Source organism: Herbiconiux sp., assembly GCF_023264895.1.
GTDB lineage: Bacteria > Actinomycetota > Actinomycetes > Actinomycetales > Microbacteriaceae > Herbiconiux.
In genome coordinates this window covers 16,578-34,394 of record NZ_JAHFUY010000017.1, presented here as the reverse complement: position 1 = coordinate 34,394, position 17,817 = coordinate 16,578, and the positions used below count along the sequence as shown (strand labels likewise).

Genomic DNA, 17,817 nt, shown 5'->3' with positions numbered 1-17,817 from the left:
CCTCACCCACCGAATGGAGCACCCATGACCGGCACCGACTTCGAGACCCTCGCCGACCTGCTCGACGACTTCCCGCTCACGATGATCGTGACCCTCGACGACGCCGGGCACCCGGTGTCGCAGCCGTTCGCCATGCAGCAGCAGCACCACCGCTTCGACGGCGACCTCTGGTTCCTCGTCAGCGCCGAGTCCTCCACGGCCGTGCGGCTCGCCGCGAACCCTATCGTGAACCTGGCCTTCGGCTCCAACGACTCCTGGGTGTCGCTCACCGGGCACGCCGAGCTCACCACCGAGCAGAGCTACATCGACGAGATGTGGGACCCGAGTGTGGAGGCCTGGTTCCCCGGCGGCCGCACCGACCCCAACGTGCGCGCGCTGATCGTGCACGCAGACTCGGCGGAGTACTGGGACACCCCCGGCTCCACCCTCGCCACGGTGTTCAGCTTCGTGAAGTCGAAGGTCACGGGCACGCCGATGGACATCGACAACGAGAAGATCGAGCTGTAGCCCGGCTGCCCCGCGCGGGCCGTCTGGGCGCGATCTCGGTACGGTGGAACGGTGGATTCGCACTGGCTCACCGCCCCTCCCGCCGAGGTGGCCGCGGCCATGGCGACGCAGCGTCGGAGCGCCCGACCGGCCTGGGTGCCCACTCGGCGCCAGATGCTCGTGCACGTCACCTGGAGCCTCATGCTCTGGTACTGCTTCATCGTGTTCATGGCCATCGGCATCCGCGTCGACGGGTACGGCGACAACGACACCGGGCCCGACGACTGGCGAGACCTGGGCATCGCCGTGGTCGTGCTCGCGGCCTGGATCGCCGGCGCCGTGCTGCTGCAGCGCTGGGCGAAGCGGCCGCCGTCGCCGAGGGCTCGCCTCGCCGAGTGGCGGCAGACCCTCACGGCGCTCGCGAACGGCTTCGAGCCGAGGCCGCGGGCGGGCTCGCCGCTGCCGACCCTGATCGCGCAGCCGGCGGGCCGGGCGTCGGCCTCTCCGCGGTTCGTGGCGCAGGGCGACGACAGGGTCGAGTTCGGCAACCTCGTGGTGCGCACCGGGTTGCACGGCAAGCCGGAGACGCGCGGCTACCTCGCGGTCACCCTCCCGTCGCCCCTGCCGCACCTCTATCTCGACTCCCTGGCGAACGGCCGGTCGCCCGGCGGCCTCCCCACGAGCGTCGACCGGCAGCAGCGGCTCTCGCTCGAGGGCGACTTCGACCGCCACTTCGAGGCGTACGCGCCGGGCGGCTACGAGACGGATGCCCTCTACGCGCTGACCCCGGATGTGATGGCCGCGCTCATCGACGACGCCTCCGCCTTCGACGTCGAGATCATCGACGGCCGCCTGGTCTTCTCGACCCCGTCGGCGGCGGACTACTCGGACCCGGCTGCCTGGCAGCGAATCGAGACCCTCCTCACCGGCGCAGCCCTCCGCCTCGCCAAGCGCGCCGCGGCCTACCGCGACGACCGCGTTCCCCGCCAGTTCGCCCGCCCGGCCCGCATCATCGGCCCCGACGGCCGCCGCCTCACCAGCGCCTACCGGAGCCGCGGCCTCTGGCCGATCCTGGGCCGGGTGGGCTGGATCCTCACCCTGATCCTCCTCTACGCGGTCCCGGGCATCTTCGCCTTCGCGGGCTTCATGTCGATCATCGACGACAAGTAGCGAGCGCGACCCGGCACGCCTGCGGTCAGGCCGCCCGCGCCGCTGCGGCGAGATGCTGCATGGCGCGCACCGACCGCGCCATGCTGCTCGAGGTCATCGTGTCGTGGCCGTACCCCGCGCGCGTCTTGAGGGCGAGCAGGGTGGCGAGGTGCCCGGCAGACGAGGCATCGGCCCGGCGCAGGTGGTCGACTGCTTCGTGATGGCTGCTGCTCTGCCAGTAGTAGCCGAGTCGGCGGAGGCAGATCACGTCAGAGGCGGCTATCCCGGCATGCACGGCGAGAGTGACGACGGCGTCGCGCAGTTCGTCGTCATCGGCGAGGGCGAGGATGATCTCGGCTGCCTCCACGAACTGCCCCATCTTGATCGTGCGCCCCGCGAGCACGCCGGGGTCGCGGTCAACGCGCGGCATGGTCGGACCTCGCGCGAGAGGCGCGCCGCAGCCGGCGTCGGAAGCCCGCATCGTCTCCCGCCACCGTCACGCCGTCACGCGCGATGTCGGCGAGCACGCGCTGATCGGCCATCGCACCCGAGACCTCCTCCTCTCCGTAGATGAGGGGCCGAACCTCGTTGCCGGTGAGCCGTGAGACCTGCCAGGCGAGCGAGTCGGCATCGACATCGAATCGGTCGGGGTCGGCTCCCGCGGGCCGTTCGAGGTAGATGTCGATGTCGCTCTCGTCGGTCATCGTGCCGGTTGCAGCGGAGCCGAACACGGCGGCGTAGATCGGCTGGTCGGCGAACGTCTCGGTGATCGCCGTCGTGATGCGCTCCCAGAGCCGGGCTCTCGCGCCCACGATCTCGCGAATGGCCGGAGCGAGGATGTGATCGGCGTTGAACGAGTAGAGCGTCAGCTTGCCGGCCGGGCTGGCGTGCACCGTTCCCTGGGCGCTCAGCCTGAGCACGCAGCTGCGCACGCCCGCGTAGGAGTTCTCGGTCGAGCGGGCGATCTCCGCGATGCTCATCGCTTGGTGTGCCCGCACGAGCGATTCCAGAACGGACCCGTCGAGCGAGCGTGTGATCGCGAGGAAAGGGGACTGCACCTGCATTGCAACCTCACACTATTTCGTCATGTGTGATGATTTTCCGTTACATCCGACGAAAAAGCAACATCGGGCGCACAGGAGCCTCCGCACGCCGCCGGATCAGCGGTCGTGCAGGGGGACTCCGGTCGCGTCCGCCAGGGTTGTGAGGAGCCGCTCCCGGAAGGTCGGGTCGCTCACGGGCGCCGCGGGCTGCTGCTGCCGGCCGTGGTGCCAGTAGCCGCCCGTGATCCGCAGCTCGGGATCCGTCGCCAGGCGCTCCTGCGTCTCGTGGCCCAGGTCAAAGTCGTCGGGGGCGCCGGCGCCGCCCATCTTCGTCGCGACCCACCCCGGATCGACCGCGTTCGCGAGCACATCCGGAGCCCAGCGGTCGGCCACCGCGGCGGAGAGCGCGGCGACGAGGATCTTGCTGGTGGAGTAGCTCGCGGTCTCGCGCTCGCCGTTCCAGTCGAGTCCGTCGAGCGTGGGCTTGCCGCCCCGGTGCATGCCGCTGCTGAGGTAGACATGCCGCGTCGGGGTGCCGAGGAGCGCCGTGAAGAGATAGGGGGCCACCACGTTCACCGGCAGCACGCTCGCGCCCGAGATCACGCCGGCGTTGTGGATGACCGCGTCGATCCGGGGCCCGGCGTCGAGCTCGGCCGCGGCGCGCAGAACTGCCTGACGCTCGGCGAGGTCGGCGATGACGAGGTCGGCGCCACGATCCGTCAGTGAAGAGATCGCGGATGCCCGGCTGTCGTTGCGGGCGTGCACGACGACTTCGTGACCCTGGTCGAGGAGCGCTTCTGCCGCCGCGCGGCCGAGTCCGTCGGTGGAACCGGTGATGAGGATGCGTGCCATCCCATCATCCTCGTCCCATTCGCGGGAGGGCCGGCAGCGGAAGAGTCGTCAGACGGCGAGCTCGAGCCCGCTCTGCCGCGGGAGTGGCAGCCGGTAGGCGGGAAGGATGAGCGTGGTGGCGGGGTCGATGGTTCGGAGGAGGGTCGACATCGGGCTGAGCTCCGGCGCGATCGGTGCCCAACCGCCGACCTGCCTCATCCGCCTGACGCGGCGGCTCCTCTCCGCCGTCGGCCCTCCGAGGCAGAGCAGCCGCCCGCGCACCGGCGACGCGAAGAGCTCCGCCCCTCCGGTGGCGACGGCACTGATCAGCAGCGACAGCTCGTCAACGGGCTGCATCGTGCGGCCCTGCAGGGTGCGGCGGTTGCCGAGGCATTCGACGGCGGCGACGCCCGCGAACTCGATCCCGAGGATCTCGTCGCGGCCTCCCGTCACGGTGAGCGTCATGGCTGCGGGCTCGTGGGGTTCGACCGTGACGGTGCCCGTGCCGTTCGGTCCGGCCTCGAGAGCCACGGCGGCGTGTTCGTGGAGGTCGGCCTCCAGGTAGGTCGCGAGGCGCTGCATGCTGTCCATCGGGCTCCCGGTTCGTGCGGCGTCGCCTACCAACCTACGGAGCGGACGGTGCGCACCCAGCACAATCACCTCAGATTCACCCATGGGTGAGTGGGGATGATCAGCGCTTCCTGGGCCGGTCGGTCCATCGGGCGGGGTGTGCTCTGGCGAACGCGACGCCGGCCGAGAAGGCGAGCAGCAGGAGTCCGACCCCGACGAGCACGATGCTCGCGATCGTCACGGGCCCTCCGATCGCGACGCCAGAGGGGAGCGGTTCGTACCCGATCCCGCTCAGGACGTCCTCCGCGCCCCGGGGCACGGCCAGGGTGACACAGCCGACGACGATGAGCGCGATCGCGACGACCGCGGAGACGATGAGTGCCGCACGCTGAACCACGACACCTCCCGAGATCGGTCAACAGTTGTCGTTAAGCAACGCCGATTCCGGCCCGGCCGCAACCCCCGGCGGCCTCATCCGCGCAATCTGGACAGAGGGCACGGGACGAGGTCACCGGATAGGGTCGGATGATGCGACGCACCGGGGGACCCATCATCGTCGTGCTCGTCCCGGGACTCGTGCTGGGGCTCGTCGGCTGCGCGGGGGCGGAGGAGCAGCAGGATCGGGCGGCGTACGACGCGATGCTCGAGGTCGAGAAGGTTCCCGGCGTGATCGTCGCGCCCTACGAGGACCACGTGCAGATCGATCCGTCCGCCCCGGAGGACGAGATCGTCGCGACGGCGCTGGGTGTGCGCGAAGTCCTCGACGGGCTCGGTTCCGACCGGCCCGAGGAGCTCACGCTCGTCGCCGTGTACCCGGGTGACGCCGTGGTCGCCACCGAGTTCACCACCCCGATCCTCGATGACCCGGACCGGCTCGAGCGGGATGTCCGGATCTGGGCGAGCCTCCTCGACGAGGGCTTCACCGAGGTCAGGTTCAATGTCTTCGACGAGACGGGCGATGGGGTCCTGAACGTGCACTCCGGCGAGCCGGGGGAGCCCGGGCCCTCCGTGAGCGAGTCGTTCGACGCCATGGTGGGTGCGCTCAGCGCGTCGGGTGCGGATTCGGCCTCTTTCGAGGCTCTGCAGACGGAGGCCCTCGTCGACGACACGCTGGTCACGAATCGATCGGGCCGCCCGGCCCTGCCCGCCGACTGGGCGGAGGCGATCGAGGCGGTCACCGACCTCGCCTACATCCGTAAGGCGGCTGCGGGTTTCGAGCCGGATGCCACGACGCTCCGGCTCACCGGCAGCAGCGAGCTCACGCCCGAGCAGTCCGCCGAGATCCTGGCGATCCTCGGCGGCGCGGGTGTGCTCCAGCCCTCGGTGACGGTGACCTACAGCCTCGGCGGCGACACCCCCGCCACGGCGCTCTACGGGAGCGTCCAGTGAGGCGCCGGCTGGTGGCTGTCGCTGTGGTCGGTGCTCTGCTCCTCACCGGATGCACGCCGCAGTACACGACTCCGGATGAGCGCTCCCACGCGGTCGGCGATGCTGTGGCCGAGCGCCTCCGCGACGTCGATCCCCAGCCGGCCGACCTGCGGGTCACCGGGAGCTTCGACGGCATCGTGGTCGACGCCGCCCTCGCCGATCTGTCGCCCGACGAGACGCGGGACTTCATCGAGACCGCGCTGCGAGTCGTCGAGGAGTCGCCGCTCGGCGCGATGCCGGTGCGTCTGATCCTCAGCCACGACGACGCCCGCTCGGGTGGCGGCGTGCTGGAGTGGCGCGGCTACGACCCGGAGCGGTCGGAGCGCTACTTCGCGGCGGTGCAGCTGTGGCTCGACGTGCTCGCCGATCCGGGCGCGAAGGTCGACCAGACGTTCGAGGTCGAGGCCACGACGGTCCACGGCTCGGTCGAGGTCTTCGACGACCGCGACCTCGCCGCCTACCGGGCCGACCTCCTCGCCGCCCTCGAGCAGGCGGGCTACGTCGATCCCTCCCTCGAGGTGACGCCGGCCGACGCCCCCTGACGGAGTGCGCCGCGGCCTAGCGGAGGGCGAGGCGCGTCTGGGTGAGGGTGGCGCCGCCGTCCGTCTTGAGACGACGGAGGAGGCGGTCGAGAGCGGGGGTGCCGCTCACGCGGAGATTCACGAGATAGTCGTAGGCTCCCGTCACGTGCACGGCGTCCCGGATCTCCGGCATCCGGAGGGCCCAGGCCAGGAACTCCTCTGAGTCGCGCCCCTCGCCGAGCCGCACGTCGACGAACGCCTCGAGCCCACCGGCCGGGTCCGCGGTGTCGGAGGCGAGGACCGCGCGGTAGCCGACGATCACACCGTCGCGCTCGAGGCGACGCACCCGTGCCGCCGTCGCGTTCGTGCTGAGTCCGATCCTGCGGCCGACCTCACTGAACGATGCCCGCCCATCCGCTCGCAAGATGTCGATGATCTCTCTGTCTGTGGCATCCATGCGACAGATCATCTCAGATGACTGCACGAACACACCGGTCCGTCGATGGAGCGGCCCCAGGGTCGACCCATGGGTGTTCTCGTCTCGTTCGTCGCCGGGGGTGTCGCCGGTCTCGCTCTGGCCGCTCCCCTCGGCGCCATCGGCATCCTGCTTCTCCAGGAGGGTGCCGCTCGTGGGCTCCGCCGGGGCCTCCCGTCCGCCGCCGCCGTGGCCACCGTCGACGTGCTCTACGGCGTGGCGGCTGTCGTCGCGGGCTCGGTGGTAGGCGGGCTCGTCGACAGCTGGACGCCGTGGCCCCAGATCGTCGGCGGGTCGATCGTGATCGCTCTCGGGGTGCACGGGCTCCTCTCAGCCCGCCGCCCGAAGACTCCCGTCAGTCGACCTGTGGGGCATCAGCAACAGTCGCTGCGGCGCTTCGTCCTCTTCCTGGGGCTCACGGCGCTCAACCCGGCAACGCTGCTCTACTTCTCGGGGATCCTCGCCGGCGGCCTCGACCGATTCACGCAGTCACCCTCCGCGGCTGCGTCGTTCGTGGCGGGTGTGGGCGTCGCGTCGTTCGGCTGGCAGGCCCTGCTCGTCGCGCTCGGCGCCGCCGTGGGGCGAAGGGCCGGGCCGGCGATCCGGCGCTGGACGACGGTCGTCGGACACGGGGTGGTGGTGCTGCTCGGCGTCACGCTGATCGTGCACACGGTGGTCGAGCGGGCGCAGTAACGCCCGGGCGATGGCACCGGCCGGCACCGGCTTCGAGATCAGGTAGCCCTGGGCCGACGTGCAGCCGACCTCGGCGAGGATCGTGAGCTCCTCCTCGCACTGCACCCCTTCGGCCACCGTCTCGATGCCGAGGTCGCGCGCCAGCCCCACGATCGACCGCACGAGCGCCCGAGCCCGCGGGTCGGTGGTGAGCGCCGAGACGAAGCTGCGGTCGAGCTTGAGCTCGTCGACGTCGAGGCCGTGCAGCGAGGTGAGTGAGTTGAATCCGGTGCCGAAGTCGTCGAGCGAGACGCGGACGCCGGCGGCGCGGAGGGGCTCGAGGGCGGCGGCCACCCGATCGGCATCGTCGATGACGTGCTGCTCGGTGATCTCCAGTGTGAGGAGCGACGGGTCCAGCCCCCGCTCGTGCAGGAGCGGGAGCACGCGGTCGGTCGACCCCGGTTCGGTGAGGAAGTCGCCGGAGACGTTGACGGCCACCCGCAGGGGCATGCCCAGGCCCGCCCACTCGGCCGCCTGGTCGAGCGCATTCACGAGGATGTCGTGCGTCCATCCGGTCAGGAGCCCGGCGTCCTCCAGCAGCGGGATGAACCGGTCGGGGCCGAGCAGGCCGCGGGTCGGATGCTCCCACCGGGCCAGCGCCTCGACGCCCTCGACGACACCCGTGGAGATGCGGATCTGCGGCTGGTACCACAGCACGACCTGCTCCCGGCCGATCGTCGACCTCAGTTCGTGCAGGCCCCTCAGCCGGTCGAGGGCGTCGTGCTCGCCGTCACCGTCCGGGGCCACCCGCCCCTTCCTCCTGGCGCGCCGCACGAGGGACTCCGCATGCTTCATCAGCTCGGCGAAGGTGTCGCCGTCGCGCGGGAACACCGCGACCCCAGCGGTCGACCTCACCACGAGATCGAGGTCGGCGACCCGGATCGGCCGAGCGATCCCGGCCTGCACGCCGGCCTGCAGGGAAGCGCGCTGCTCACCCGGCAGGCCCGGCGCGAACACGACGAACTCGTTCCCGCTGAGCCGGCTGACCGTCGCATCCGCCGGCGCGGTCTCGCGAAGAGCGGATGCCACGCGGCCGAGGACGTGATCCTTCGCGCCGTGCCCGAGGGCTTCGGAGATCTCGCCGATGTCCTCGAGTTCGAGGAGGATGACGGTCGCGGTCGAGAGCGTGGGCAGCGCCTCATCCGCGCGGTGCTCGACGAGACTGCGGTTGCCCACTCCCGTCAGCGGATCGAGGTCGCGCTGGGCCCGCAGCTGACGGCGGCGGATGGCGACGGGGATGATGGTGCAGATGACGGTGGCCACCGCGAGGATGACGGCCACGACGGATCCGGACACGGCCGGCGCGATGACGAGCACGGCCAGCGCGCAGACGATGGCGAGCACGGAGACGGCGGTCCCCATCCGGGACGGGAGGGTGGGAGAGGGGGCCGGATCGCGGGGCACGGCCCACTGGCAGATCCACAGCACGATCAGCAGCACCCCCAGGCTCCACCCCGCGTCGAGCAGCGTGCCCACGACGTAGCCGGAGTCGGGGACGTCCATGGCGTACACGATGTCGGCACCGGCGAAGAGCGCGAGGCCGAGCACGAGGAGGAGCCACGGTGCGCCCGACCGGTCGGAGGCGCGGAGCCCCACGAGGGCGGCGATCAGCAGCACGTCGAGCACCGGGTAGCTGAGCGACAGCAGGCTCGCGACGGGGTCGGAGCTGATGACCGTGCTGTCGAGAACGGGGGTCAGCACGAGGGCGAGCACCGAGGCCGAGCCGAGCGAGCCCACGACGACGTCGAAGACGACCACGGCGCCGCGGCCGGTCAGGAGGTCTCGGGCCGCGAGGACGATCGCCACGAGGAGCAGCACGTAGAAGGCGAGGTAGAGCAGGTCGGCCGGGGAGGGGAAGGGCGTGACGCCGTCGGCATCCGTCGCCGCCAGGAAGACCGTGTCGCCGAGCACGGTGGCGGTCACGGCGGCGGAGGCGATGACCGGGACGACCCGCTTCGAGGCCAGCAGCACGACGGCGGCCCAGCACGTGAGCACGGCCGTCCATTCGGCGATCATGGAGGCCCACGCGTCGACGACCAGTTCGGCGCTCCCGAAGGGCAGGAGCAGGCTGGCGACGTAGGCGAGCTGGGCGGCTGTCGCGAGGAGCGCCAGGACGCGCACCGGCGCCGGGAGCGCTGCGAAAGCGCTCCGCGCCGAGGCCGATCGCCTCATTGAATCTCCAACCACGGTGTGCCCCCGGGTTCAGAGTATTGGCCTCGGGGCGCGAATGGCGAAACTACCCCGTTCTGAGTCCTGCGAGCAACAGGTCCGCCGCTCCACGCGCCTCGGCGGCCCAGTGCGGACGGTCGGTCGCGGAGCCGATCCCGTGGAGCACGATCATGATCGCGCCGACGCCGACGTCGTCGCGCACGGCACCGTCGGCGGCGGCCCGCTGCAGGAGGTCTGCGACGGTGTTCTCGAGCTCGCTGCCGCGGTCGGCCTGCACCGCGGGGTCGACGACGGCGGCCAGGGTGCGCGCGAGGCCGGCGTGCGCGACCAGGTACTCCACGAATCCGCGCAGGAAGGCATCGAGGTTCTCGCCGGCCGACCGGGTCGAGTCGCGGGCCTGCTCGAGAAGTCCGGCCACCTCTCCTTCGTACACGGCGGCGGCCAGGGCCTCACGCGTGGGGAAGTGCCGATACAGGGTCCCGACTCCCACCCCGGCCCGGGCTGCGAAGTCATCGAAGCGGAGCTGCTCGTCGTCATCGAACACGGCGCGGGCGGCCGCCACGATCGCTTCGCGGTTGCGGCGGGCGTCGGCTCGCAGAACTCGCTTCTCCATCGCGACGCACCTTCCTTGACAACTGGAGATGATCTCCATATTCTCCTAGCTGGAGATGGTCTCCATCTTACGAAGGGAACCGCTCGTGCGCATTCTGATGTTCGGCCGCGGGACGATCGCGACGATCTACGGGCGGGTGCTCGAGGCCGCCGGCCACGACGTCGAGTTCTACGTGCGGCCCGGCCGCGCTGCCGAGTACGGAGTCGACGTGCGACTGGACTGGATCGACGGGCGTCGCAAGCCGTTCGGTCGACGGGTGCGTGAGTCGTTCCGGCCACGGCTCCGCGAATCGCTCTCGGCTAATGACGGCTTCGATCTGGTCGTGCTCAGCGTCGGTCACCATCGTCTCGCCGAGGCGGCGGCGTTCCTGGCGCCTCGGCTGGGTGCGGCGACCGTGCTGGTCTTCGGCAACATCTGGGAGGAGCCGCTCGAGGCGGTCGCGCCGATACCGTCCGAACGCCTCGTCTTCGGGTTCCCTCAGGCGGGTGGCGGCTTCCTGGCGGACCGCTCGCTGTGGGGCGCCCTGCTGCCCTCGGTCATCCTCGGCAGGGCGGCCGCGTCGCCGGGCCCCAGGGAGCAGGCGGTGCACGCGGTGTTTCGGCACGCGGGGATCGCCGTGCGGTGGGAGGGCGACATCCGGGGTTGGCTGTGGCTGCACGTCATCGCCGACGCGGGCATGTTCGCGCAGGGGGTGCGGAGCGGGTCGTTGGCGAACATGATCGGCGACCGTCGAGCGTTCGGCGCCGCGTTCCTGACGGCTCGCGAGCTCCTGCCCCTCGTCGAGGCCCGCGGCATCGACCTCGGCCGGCACCGCACCGCGCTGATCCCGTTCCGGATGCCCCGGCTGTTCGGAGTGGTGTCCGGGTGGGTGACGGCGCTCGTCCCGATCGCTCGACGGAGCCTTGCGGCACACACCGATCCGCTCGCCGCCGAACCCCGCGCCGTGCTCGCCGACACGCTCCGTGAAGCGCGCCGGCTCGGCATCCCCACCCCGCGCCTCGACGAGCAGGTGGAGGGGCGGGTCTAGGCCAGGAGGCGGGTGATCGCTTCGACCGCGGCAGCCCGCCTCGTCTCGTGCGAGGCGCTGCCGTCGGCCGACAGCAGGCCGACCGGCGCGAGCTGCCAGGCCTGGGCGACGGCGTAGATGATGACGAGGAGGTCGACCGCGCCGATGACGGGGGAGGCCTGCTGCTGCAGCGACTCGACCTTCGCGAGGTAGGTCTCGAGCGGCTCGGAGGCGGCTTCGGGTCGTTCGAGCTGGGCCCAGAGGCAGATGCGCAGCACCTCCGGCTGCCGTTGGTGGAAGTCGAACAGCTCGCCGACCCAGGCCGGGAGCTCGGTCGGCCGCGGTGGCACCTCGTCGGCCATCCGCCGGATGGCGTCGGAGAGCGCCGCGTCGAAGAGGCCGCTCTTGTTGCCGTAGTAGGCGTAGATCATGCGGACGTTGCTCCCCGCGTCCTTCGCGATGCGGTCGATCCGGCCGCCCGAGTGGCCGTGCGCGGCGAACTCGGTCACGGCAGCCGCGAGGATCCGGGCTCGGGTCGCCCCGGCGTCTCGCTGGCCCATGCACTCTCCGCTCGTCGGTTGACACGCATCCGGTCTCGACCTAGCCTATAAGTAAATAGATACTTACTTAGGAGCGCAGTGGATCCCCGCATCGAACAGGCCTTGGCCATCACCCCGGCATCCCGTGCCCGAGAGCGCACGATCGACATCACCACCACCGGAGCGCGCACCGGCGGGCCTCGGCGGATCGAGGTCTGGTTCTACCGGGTCGACGGCCGCATCTATCTGTCGACGTCGCCCGCGCGGCGCAGTTGGTATGCGAACATCGTGGCGAATCCGGATCTCGTGTTCCACCTCAAGCACGGGGTGCGGGCCGATCTGCGCGCCGTGGGCACGCCGGTGCTCGACCGGGCAGAGCGGGAGGCGGTGTTCACATCGATCATCGCCGACCTGAACCAGCCGTGGAACCCCGCCGGCATTCGGCAGCCGGTCGAGCCCCTCGAGGAGTGGCTGCAGGGCAGTCCTCTCGTGAGCGTCGAGTTCCCGGACGGAGACGCGTCATGAGCGGGAACGCGCCGCGCATCGCCGTGGTCACCGGGGGCAACCGCGGTCTGGGGCGGGCGACGGCCCTCTCCCTCGCCGCGCGCGGGTTCGCCGTGGTGCTGACCTATCGGGGCGACGCCGCCGAGGCCGATCGTGCCGTGGCCGAGATCCAGGCCGCGGGGGGCGACGCGCTTACGGCGCGACTGGATCTGGGGGATGTCGCGTCGTTCGCCTCGTTCGCCGACTCGCTGCTGCGCGATATCGGCGAGCGGTGGGGCCGTTCCGGTATCGACGTGCTGGTGAACAACGCGGGCGTCGGCGTGTTCGGCCTGCTCGAGGATGCTCGCGTCGACGATTTCGAGGCGGTCATGGGCACGAACGTGCGCGGCACCTTCTTCCTCATCCAGGCGTTGGCGCCGCACATCGGCGAGGGCGGCCGGATCATCACCGTGTCGACGTCGCTCACCCGTCACGTGAGCGCGGGGACCTCGCTCTACGCGGCGTCGAAGGCGGCGCTGGAGGCGCTCACCCGGAGCCTCGCGGTGGAGCTCGGGCCCCGCGGGATCCGGGTCAACAGCATCGCTCCGGGCCCGACGGCCACCGACTTCAACGGCGGTGCGATGCGCGATGACGCGGGGCTCCGCAGCACGCTGGCGGCGCAGACCGCTCTGGGCAGGGTCGGGCAGGCCGACGAGATCGCGGATGCGATCGCGGCGCTGGCGTCGGACGACCTGCGCTGGGTGACGGCCGAGCGCCTCGAGGTCTCGGGCGGCACGCTGCTCTGAGGGCGGCGAGGCCGTCACGCGCAACGGAGCGGGCCGCCGGCCGGGCTGGCTAGTCGCGCTCGCCGAGGTCGGCAGCGGTATTGCCGGCGCCGGCGCCGGGCTCCGGCGTGCGGAACGGCGGGTTCTGCGTGGCGGGGTTCACGCCCTCCTGCTCGGCCTCGGTCGCGGCGTCCTGCACGCCGTCCTCGGCGGTCGCCCCGGGTGCACCGGGTCCTGGGTCGGCGGCGGCGGGGGAATCGTCGCGATCACTCATGTTCGGCACGAAGGGCTCTGACATCGACATGAGTCCAGCCTCAACCCGCCCCGTCATGCCCGCTACCCCTTGACGTGGTCGGTGACATCACGAGGACGTGCGCTAGTGCTCCTGTGTGGACTCGAGCACCTCTCGCACCGACCGGGGCTCGCGAACGAGAAGCGTGGTGAGCAGGGGGTCGGTGCCGGCGAAGAAGCCCTCGCGCGCCGCGCGGTACATGCCGAGAGTGAATCTGGCCATCGTCTCCGGCCGTCCGGCTGCGACCTGGGTCGCGACCCACTCCTCGTCGTCCACGACGACCCGCCCGATTCGGCGGCCGGCGATCTCGCTCGCCATCTCAGCAACCTCGTCGAGGGTGGGCGCGGATGCTGCGGTGAGCGTGACCGGGCCGTCGTAGGCGCCGTCCGAGGCGATGACGATCGCGGCGGCCTCGGCTTCGTCGTCGCGAGAGGTCCACGACACGGGTCCGTCTGCGGGCACCGCCATGACGCCGGTCTCGCGCCACGGTCCGGTGAGCCAGCTCAGGCTGTGGGCGTAGAAGCCGTTGCGGAGCGACGTCCAGGCGATGCCGGAGTCGATGAGCAGCTGCTCCGTGGCGGCGTGGTCGCGACCGGGCCCGAAAGGGGTGTCGAGCGCGGCCCCCTGGTGGCTCGTGTAGAGGATGCGGCCGACTCCGGCGGTGACCGCCGCGTCGACGGCGGTGCGGTGCAGGGAGACCGCGTCGGCTCTCGGGTCGCTCGCGGAGACGAGCAGCAGCTGGTCCGCCCCGTCGAAGGCGGCCGGCAGTGACGCGGCATCGGCGTAGTCGCCGTAGCGCACCTCCACGCCGGCGTCGGTGAAGCGGCGGGCCTTCGCGACGTCGCGGGCGACGACGGCGATGCGGTCGGCGGGCAGTCGTTCGAGCAGGTGGTCGACGGTGGCTCCGTTGAGGGCGCCGGTGTCGCCGGTGACGATGATCATGGTGACCTCTCGGTGGTATCGGTGGTATCGCCATGAAGGTATCACTGAAATCTCAGCGATAACAACTGTGCGGTATCGTTGATACATGGAAGATCCTCTGGATTCCCGCCCGAGTGGCCGTGCGCGCATCATCGATGCCGCCGCGCTCCTGCTGAAGGACCGCGGTCCGGCGGCTGTCACGACCCGCGCGGTGGCTGTCGGGGCCGGCGTGCAGCCGCCCGCCATCTACCGCCAGTTCGGCGACAAGGACGGCTTGCTCGAGGCGGTCGCCGAGCACGTGATGACCGCCTTCGTCGAGGCGAAGGCCGGAGCCGTCGACGCAGCCGCCTCAGACGGAGTGGATCCGGTGGACGACCTCCGGGCCGGCTGGCTGACGCAGCTGGAGTTCGGGCTCGAGAATCCCGACGTCTTCCGGCTGCTGAGCGAGCCGGGCCGCGCGCTGAGCTCACCGTCGGCGACCGCTGGCCGGCGCGTGTTGGAGAAGCGGATACGCCGGGTCGCCGAATCCGGCCGACTCCGCGTCACCGAGCAGCGCGCCCTCGGTCTCGTGCAGGCGGGCGGCATCGGCACGATCCAGGCGCTGCTCGCGACTCCCGTCGACGAGCGCGACCTCGGCCTGGGTGAGGCCATGTTCGAGGCGGTGCTGGCGCAGATCCTCACCGACCCGCCCATCCGGAAGCCCGACGACACGCTCGCGACGACGGTGGCTTTCAGGGCCATCACGCCCTCGCTGACCTCGCTCAGCGACTCAGAGCGCCTGCTCCTCGCCGAGTGGCTCGATCGCGCTCTGGCCGCCGACGAGCGCACGAGCTGAAGGTCAGGCACGGGCTCGCCGTTCTCGGCGACGCGCGCCTCAGCGCCGGTCGAGCACCTCGCGGAGCGTGGCGGCGAACGCCTCGGGCTGGCCGGCGTAGCCGAACTCGCCGCCCAGGAAGCCGCCGTGGTGGCTCGGGAAGACCGTCGCCTCCTGGCCGAGCTGCTCGGCGAGGGCGATCGCGCTCCGGCCGGTGTAGACCTTCCGTGATTCCTCTCCGACCGCGATCACGATCCGGGTTGGGGAGGCTCTCAATGCCTCGAGATCCGGTCGGTAGGCCGTGACGGCCCACGACCGCTCGGACAGCAGCGGGTCGTCCCGCCTCCCGTCGTCGTCGGTGTGCATGCCGAACGCGGCCGGGTCGGGCGCCGGTCGTGCGAGGTACTCCTCCGTGACCTCGCCCTCCCAGGAGGTCATCGCCACGAACCCGGCCATGCCCGCGCCCCAGCCCTTCTCCTGGTAGACCCGGGTGTAGGCATCCCGAGCGCGCTGGACGGCCTCGGCATCGGGCAGCACGCAGTCGAGGGGAGGCTCGTGCGCGACGAGGGTCGCGACGTCATCCGGATGCGCGGTGACGAGCGCGAGGGCGGTCACCGCGCCGCCGCTGCTGGCGAACATGTCGACCGGGCCGGCGCCGAGTGCCTCGATGACGGCGTGCACGTCCTCGGCCTGGGTCTCGGGTTCGTTCGTGGCCTCGCCGTCCTTGCGCGTGCTGCGGCCGAGCCCGCGGGGGTCGTAGGTCACGACGGTGCGATCCGGGAACAAGGCGACCTGGGCCTGGAACCCGCTCGCGTCCATCGGCTGGCCGATCATCATCAGCGGTGGTCGGCCGTCGGCGGTCGGCAGGGGCCCGTGCACGTCGTACACGAGGTCGACCTCGGGCAGCTCGAGGGTGTGGTGCGTCATTGCGGCCTCCTCCGTGGCGGAACTCACCGCATGGTACGCCTCGGGGTCGGCGGCCCACCAGAGGTCGACCGAGTGCATCTACCGGAAGTCGCCGACCTGCCGCTCGACCGGCACCGTGCCCTCCACCACCACGTCGCCCGTGTGGGCGGTGGTGACGGTCTCGATGAGCACGATCTCCACCTCCTCCTCAGCGACGGGGTTGTGCTGCACGCCGCGGGGGACGACGTAGAACTGCCCCGGGGTGAGCACGACCTCCTGGTCGTCGGGGAGCTGGATGCGGAGCCGGCCCGAGACCACGAGGAACATCTCGTCCTCCGCGTCGTGGGCGTGCCAGACGAGCTCGCCGAGCAGTTTCGCGACCTTCACGTACTGGTCGTTCACCCGCCCGACGACGCGCGGCGTCCAGTGCGCCTCGACCTGGCGGAGCTCGGCGGCGACATCGATGCTGGAGAGAGCGTTCATGAGACCATCCTGGCGGCTACCGTTCTCTGTATGGTCACGCCGATGACGTTCCACCCCTCTCTGCCGTACAGTCGAGCGGATCCCGCCCTCGAGCTGGACGTCCTGACTCCGCACCGCGAGCCCGGCGCCGCCCCGCTCCCGGTCGCGATCTTCTTCCACGGCGGCGGCTGGCACGAGGGCGACCGGGGCGCGGGGATGCACCCGTGGCTGAACCCCCTCCTGGCGGCCCGCGGCTACGTGACCGTCTCGGTCACCTACCGCCTGAGCGGCGCCGCGACCTGGCCGGCGCAGTACGACGACGCCCACGACGCCCTCACGTGGGTGCAGGATCACATCGCCGACTTCGGGGGAGACCCGTCGCGGATCGCGGTCTGGGGTTTCTCGGCCGGGGCGCATCTGGCGGCGCACCTGGCCCTCCGTGAGCCGGTCGTGGTCAAGGCGGCATCGCTCGCGGCGTGCCCCACCGACCTGCGTGACATCGACATCGACGACCCCAACGAGGTGACGTGGCTGATGGGCCCTCCCCCGACCCCGGCGGCCCTGGCCGAGGTGAGCCCGATCACGTGGGTCACACCGGGTGCGCCACCCACCCTCCTGGCGCACGGCACGGCCGACGAGATCGTCGATTTCACGCAGGCGCTGTCCCTCCGAGATGCCCTGACCGCCGCGGGCGCCCCCGTCGAGCTGCACGAGATCCCGGATGCGACGCACTCCTGGGCAGACAGGCCCACCCCTGAGCCGACCAACCCCACCGCGAACTTCGGCACCGTGACGGCGGAGTTCTTCGACCGGGTGCTCTGAGCTGTCTGCCGTCACTCCCGCCCGAGTGCCGATCTCAAGCGGCCCGGCGTCCGGGCGGAGGATGACCTTCGACAGGCCGGTGCGGAAGGCTCGGTCTCGCCACAGTGACCATTCCCCGGATCAGCGCCCGCCAGTAGCCTGGCGGGGAACCAGTGAAACGCTCCGCACGCTTCGAGGGAGAGCATCGGATGTGACCACTGCGCTACGGAATCAACGTCACCCTCGACGGCTGCGTCCACCACGAAGCGGGCCTCGCGCCCGACGAGGACTCGATGCGCTACTGGACCGCCGAGATGGAGCGAGCGGACGCCCTGATCTACGGCCGGGTGACCTACGAGATGATGGAGTCGGCCTGGCGCCGGCCGGCCTCGGGGGAGTGGCCGGACTGGATGGACCAGTGGGACATCCCGTTCGCCGAGAACATCGACAGCACGAAGAAGTACGTCGTATCGAGCACGCTGGAGCCCGGCGAGGTCGACTGGAACGCCGAACTCGTGCGGGGCGATCTGGGGCAGGCGGTCCGGCGCCTGAAGCAGCAGCCCGGGAAGGCCCTGTCCGTGGGCGGCGTGACGTTGCCGCTGGCGCTGGCCGACCTCGGGCTGATCGACGAGTACGCCTTCGTCGTGCAACCGGTGCTCGCCGGCCGCGGCCCGACCCTGTTCGCCGGACTCCGTGAGCGTGTCGAGCTCGAGCTCGTCGACCGCCAGGACTTCCGCTCGGGAGCCATGGCATTGCGCTACCGCCCTGCCGTCACGTGAGGTTCGCCTCCG

At 71.1% G+C, this 17,817-nt stretch carries 23 protein-coding genes and 1 pseudogene; 11 read left to right on the top strand and 13 right to left on the bottom strand.

The window, feature by feature from the left end:
• Window positions 1-24: 24 nt before the first annotated feature.
• Both Q0D57_RS02060 and Q0D57_RS02055 read left to right on the top strand, forming a co-directional pair.
• A complete protein-coding gene (locus Q0D57_RS02060; protein WP_291037321.1) occupies window positions 25-507 on the top strand; it encodes a pyridoxamine 5'-phosphate oxidase family protein in 483 nt (160 codons plus the stop codon).
• A 51-nt stretch (window positions 508-558) separates the two neighbouring features.
• Entirely contained in the window at window positions 559-1,656 is a 1,098-nt protein-coding gene (locus Q0D57_RS02055; RefSeq protein WP_291037318.1) for a hypothetical protein, read from the top strand.
• Window positions 1,657-1,681: 25 nt separating this feature from the next.
• On the opposite strand, the gene Q0D57_RS02050 is transcribed toward Q0D57_RS02055, so the two are convergent.
• The 5 genes from Q0D57_RS02050 to Q0D57_RS02030 form a co-directional block, all read right to left on the bottom strand.
• Window positions 1,682-2,065, bottom strand: coding sequence for a hypothetical protein (locus tag Q0D57_RS02050; protein ID WP_291037315.1), 384 nt, complete (start codon window positions 2,063-2,065; stop codon window positions 1,682-1,684).
• Window positions 2,052-2,615, bottom strand: coding sequence for a nucleotidyltransferase domain-containing protein (locus Q0D57_RS02045; RefSeq protein ID WP_291037312.1), 564 nt, complete (start codon window positions 2,613-2,615; stop codon window positions 2,052-2,054). Before Q0D57_RS02045 ends, Q0D57_RS02050 begins: the two co-directional genes overlap by 14 nt.
• A gap of 180 nt (window positions 2,616-2,795) precedes the next feature.
• Window positions 2,796-3,530, bottom strand: coding sequence for an SDR family NAD(P)-dependent oxidoreductase (locus Q0D57_RS02040; RefSeq protein WP_291037309.1), 735 nt, complete (start codon window positions 3,528-3,530; stop codon window positions 2,796-2,798).
• A 48-nt stretch (window positions 3,531-3,578) separates the two neighbouring features.
• Complete coding sequence (locus Q0D57_RS02035) at window positions 3,579-4,100, bottom strand: hypothetical protein (protein WP_291037305.1); 522 nt, start codon at window positions 4,098-4,100, stop codon at window positions 3,579-3,581.
• 100 nt (window positions 4,101-4,200) lie between these two features.
• Window positions 4,201-4,476: a hypothetical protein gene (locus tag Q0D57_RS02030; protein WP_291037302.1), complete on the bottom strand. Its 276-nt coding sequence runs from the start codon at window positions 4,474-4,476 to the stop codon at window positions 4,201-4,203.
• Window positions 4,477-4,607: 131 nt separating this feature from the next.
• Here Q0D57_RS02030 and Q0D57_RS02025 point away from each other — a divergent pair, with 131 nt between their 5' ends.
• Together Q0D57_RS02025 and Q0D57_RS02020 are read left to right on the top strand one after the other, a co-directional pair.
• Window positions 4,608-5,468: a hypothetical protein gene (locus Q0D57_RS02025; protein ID WP_291037299.1), complete on the top strand. Its 861-nt coding sequence runs from the start codon at window positions 4,608-4,610 to the stop codon at window positions 5,466-5,468.
• A gap of 11 nt (window positions 5,469-5,479) precedes the next feature.
• Window positions 5,480-6,049 (top strand): hypothetical protein, encoded by a 570-nt coding sequence (locus tag Q0D57_RS02020; protein WP_291037295.1) that lies wholly within the window; start codon window positions 5,480-5,482, stop codon window positions 6,047-6,049.
• A gap of 16 nt (window positions 6,050-6,065) precedes the next feature.
• Here the strand turns inward: Q0D57_RS02020 and Q0D57_RS02015 are convergent, their stop codons facing one another.
• Entirely contained in the window at window positions 6,066-6,485 is a 420-nt protein-coding gene (locus Q0D57_RS02015; protein ID WP_291037293.1) for an Lrp/AsnC family transcriptional regulator, read from the bottom strand.
• Between the two features lie 69 nt (window positions 6,486-6,554).
• Between Q0D57_RS02015 and Q0D57_RS02010 the strand changes: the two genes are divergently transcribed.
• Window positions 6,555-7,196, top strand: coding sequence for a LysE family transporter (locus Q0D57_RS02010; RefSeq protein ID WP_291037291.1), 642 nt, complete (start codon window positions 6,555-6,557; stop codon window positions 7,194-7,196).
• 39 nt (window positions 7,197-7,235) lie between these two features.
• Here Q0D57_RS02010 and Q0D57_RS02005 read toward each other — a convergent pair.
• Together Q0D57_RS02005 and Q0D57_RS02000 are read right to left on the bottom strand one after the other, a co-directional pair.
• Window positions 7,236-8,597 (bottom strand): annotated as a pseudogene (locus tag Q0D57_RS02005) (bifunctional diguanylate cyclase/phosphodiesterase); the annotation flags it as partial.
• An 874-nt stretch (window positions 8,598-9,471) separates the two neighbouring features.
• Entirely contained in the window at window positions 9,472-10,017 is a 546-nt protein-coding gene (locus Q0D57_RS02000; RefSeq protein ID WP_291037288.1) for a TetR/AcrR family transcriptional regulator, read from the bottom strand.
• Window positions 10,018-10,102: 85 nt separating this feature from the next.
• Between Q0D57_RS02000 and Q0D57_RS01995 the strand changes: the two genes are divergently transcribed.
• Window positions 10,103-11,044 carry a 2-dehydropantoate 2-reductase N-terminal domain-containing protein gene (locus Q0D57_RS01995; protein WP_291037283.1) on the top strand — a complete coding sequence of 314 codons (942 nt, stop codon included), beginning with the start codon at window positions 10,103-10,105 and terminating at the stop codon, window positions 11,042-11,044.
• Here the strand turns inward: Q0D57_RS01995 and Q0D57_RS01990 are convergent.
• Window positions 11,041-11,583: a TetR family transcriptional regulator gene (locus Q0D57_RS01990; RefSeq protein WP_291037279.1), complete on the bottom strand. Its 543-nt coding sequence runs from the start codon at window positions 11,581-11,583 to the stop codon at window positions 11,041-11,043. The two genes, Q0D57_RS01995 and Q0D57_RS01990, sit on opposite strands and share 4 nt — an antisense overlap.
• A 78-nt stretch (window positions 11,584-11,661) precedes the next feature.
• Here Q0D57_RS01990 and Q0D57_RS01985 point away from each other — a divergent pair, with 78 nt between their 5' ends.
• Together Q0D57_RS01985 and Q0D57_RS01980 are read left to right on the top strand one after the other, a co-directional pair.
• Window positions 11,662-12,087, top strand: a complete 426-nt coding sequence (locus Q0D57_RS01985) for a nitroreductase/quinone reductase family protein (RefSeq protein ID WP_291037278.1) — start codon at window positions 11,662-11,664, stop codon at window positions 12,085-12,087.
• Window positions 12,084-12,851 (top strand): SDR family oxidoreductase, encoded by a 768-nt coding sequence (locus tag Q0D57_RS01980; protein WP_291037277.1) that lies wholly within the window; start codon window positions 12,084-12,086, stop codon window positions 12,849-12,851. The genes Q0D57_RS01985 and Q0D57_RS01980 overlap by 4 nt, the downstream gene beginning before the upstream one ends.
• A gap of 49 nt (window positions 12,852-12,900) precedes the next feature.
• On the opposite strand, the gene Q0D57_RS01975 is transcribed toward Q0D57_RS01980, so the two are convergent.
• On the bottom strand, window positions 12,901-13,134 hold the full coding sequence (locus Q0D57_RS01975; RefSeq protein WP_291037274.1) for a hypothetical protein: 234 nt from the start codon (window positions 13,132-13,134) through the stop codon (window positions 12,901-12,903).
• A gap of 72 nt (window positions 13,135-13,206) precedes the next feature.
• Window positions 13,207-14,064, bottom strand: coding sequence for an NAD(P)H-binding protein (locus Q0D57_RS01970; RefSeq protein WP_291037272.1), 858 nt, complete (start codon window positions 14,062-14,064; stop codon window positions 13,207-13,209).
• An 85-nt stretch (window positions 14,065-14,149) separates the two neighbouring features.
• Here Q0D57_RS01970 and Q0D57_RS01965 point away from each other — a divergent pair, with 85 nt between their 5' ends.
• Window positions 14,150-14,878: a TetR/AcrR family transcriptional regulator gene (locus tag Q0D57_RS01965; protein ID WP_291037270.1), complete on the top strand. Its 729-nt coding sequence runs from the start codon at window positions 14,150-14,152 to the stop codon at window positions 14,876-14,878.
• Window positions 14,879-14,917: 39 nt separating this feature from the next.
• Here the strand turns inward: Q0D57_RS01965 and Q0D57_RS01960 are convergent, their stop codons facing one another.
• Together Q0D57_RS01960 and Q0D57_RS01955 are read right to left on the bottom strand one after the other, a co-directional pair.
• Window positions 14,918-15,784, bottom strand: coding sequence for an alpha/beta hydrolase (locus Q0D57_RS01960; protein WP_291037268.1), 867 nt, complete (start codon window positions 15,782-15,784; stop codon window positions 14,918-14,920).
• Window positions 15,785-15,862: 78 nt separating this feature from the next.
• Entirely contained in the window at window positions 15,863-16,246 is a 384-nt protein-coding gene (locus Q0D57_RS01955; RefSeq protein WP_291037266.1) for a cupin domain-containing protein, read from the bottom strand.
• A 42-nt stretch (window positions 16,247-16,288) separates the two neighbouring features.
• Between Q0D57_RS01955 and Q0D57_RS01950 the strand changes: the two genes are divergently transcribed.
• Window positions 16,289-17,047, top strand: a complete 759-nt coding sequence (locus Q0D57_RS01950; protein WP_291037263.1) for an alpha/beta hydrolase — start codon at window positions 16,289-16,291, stop codon at window positions 17,045-17,047.
• Window positions 17,048-17,244: 197 nt separating this feature from the next.
• Window positions 17,245-17,805: a dihydrofolate reductase family protein gene (locus Q0D57_RS01945; RefSeq protein ID WP_291037560.1), complete on the top strand. Its 561-nt coding sequence runs from the start codon at window positions 17,245-17,247 to the stop codon at window positions 17,803-17,805.
• Window positions 17,806-17,817: the final 12 nt, after the last annotated feature.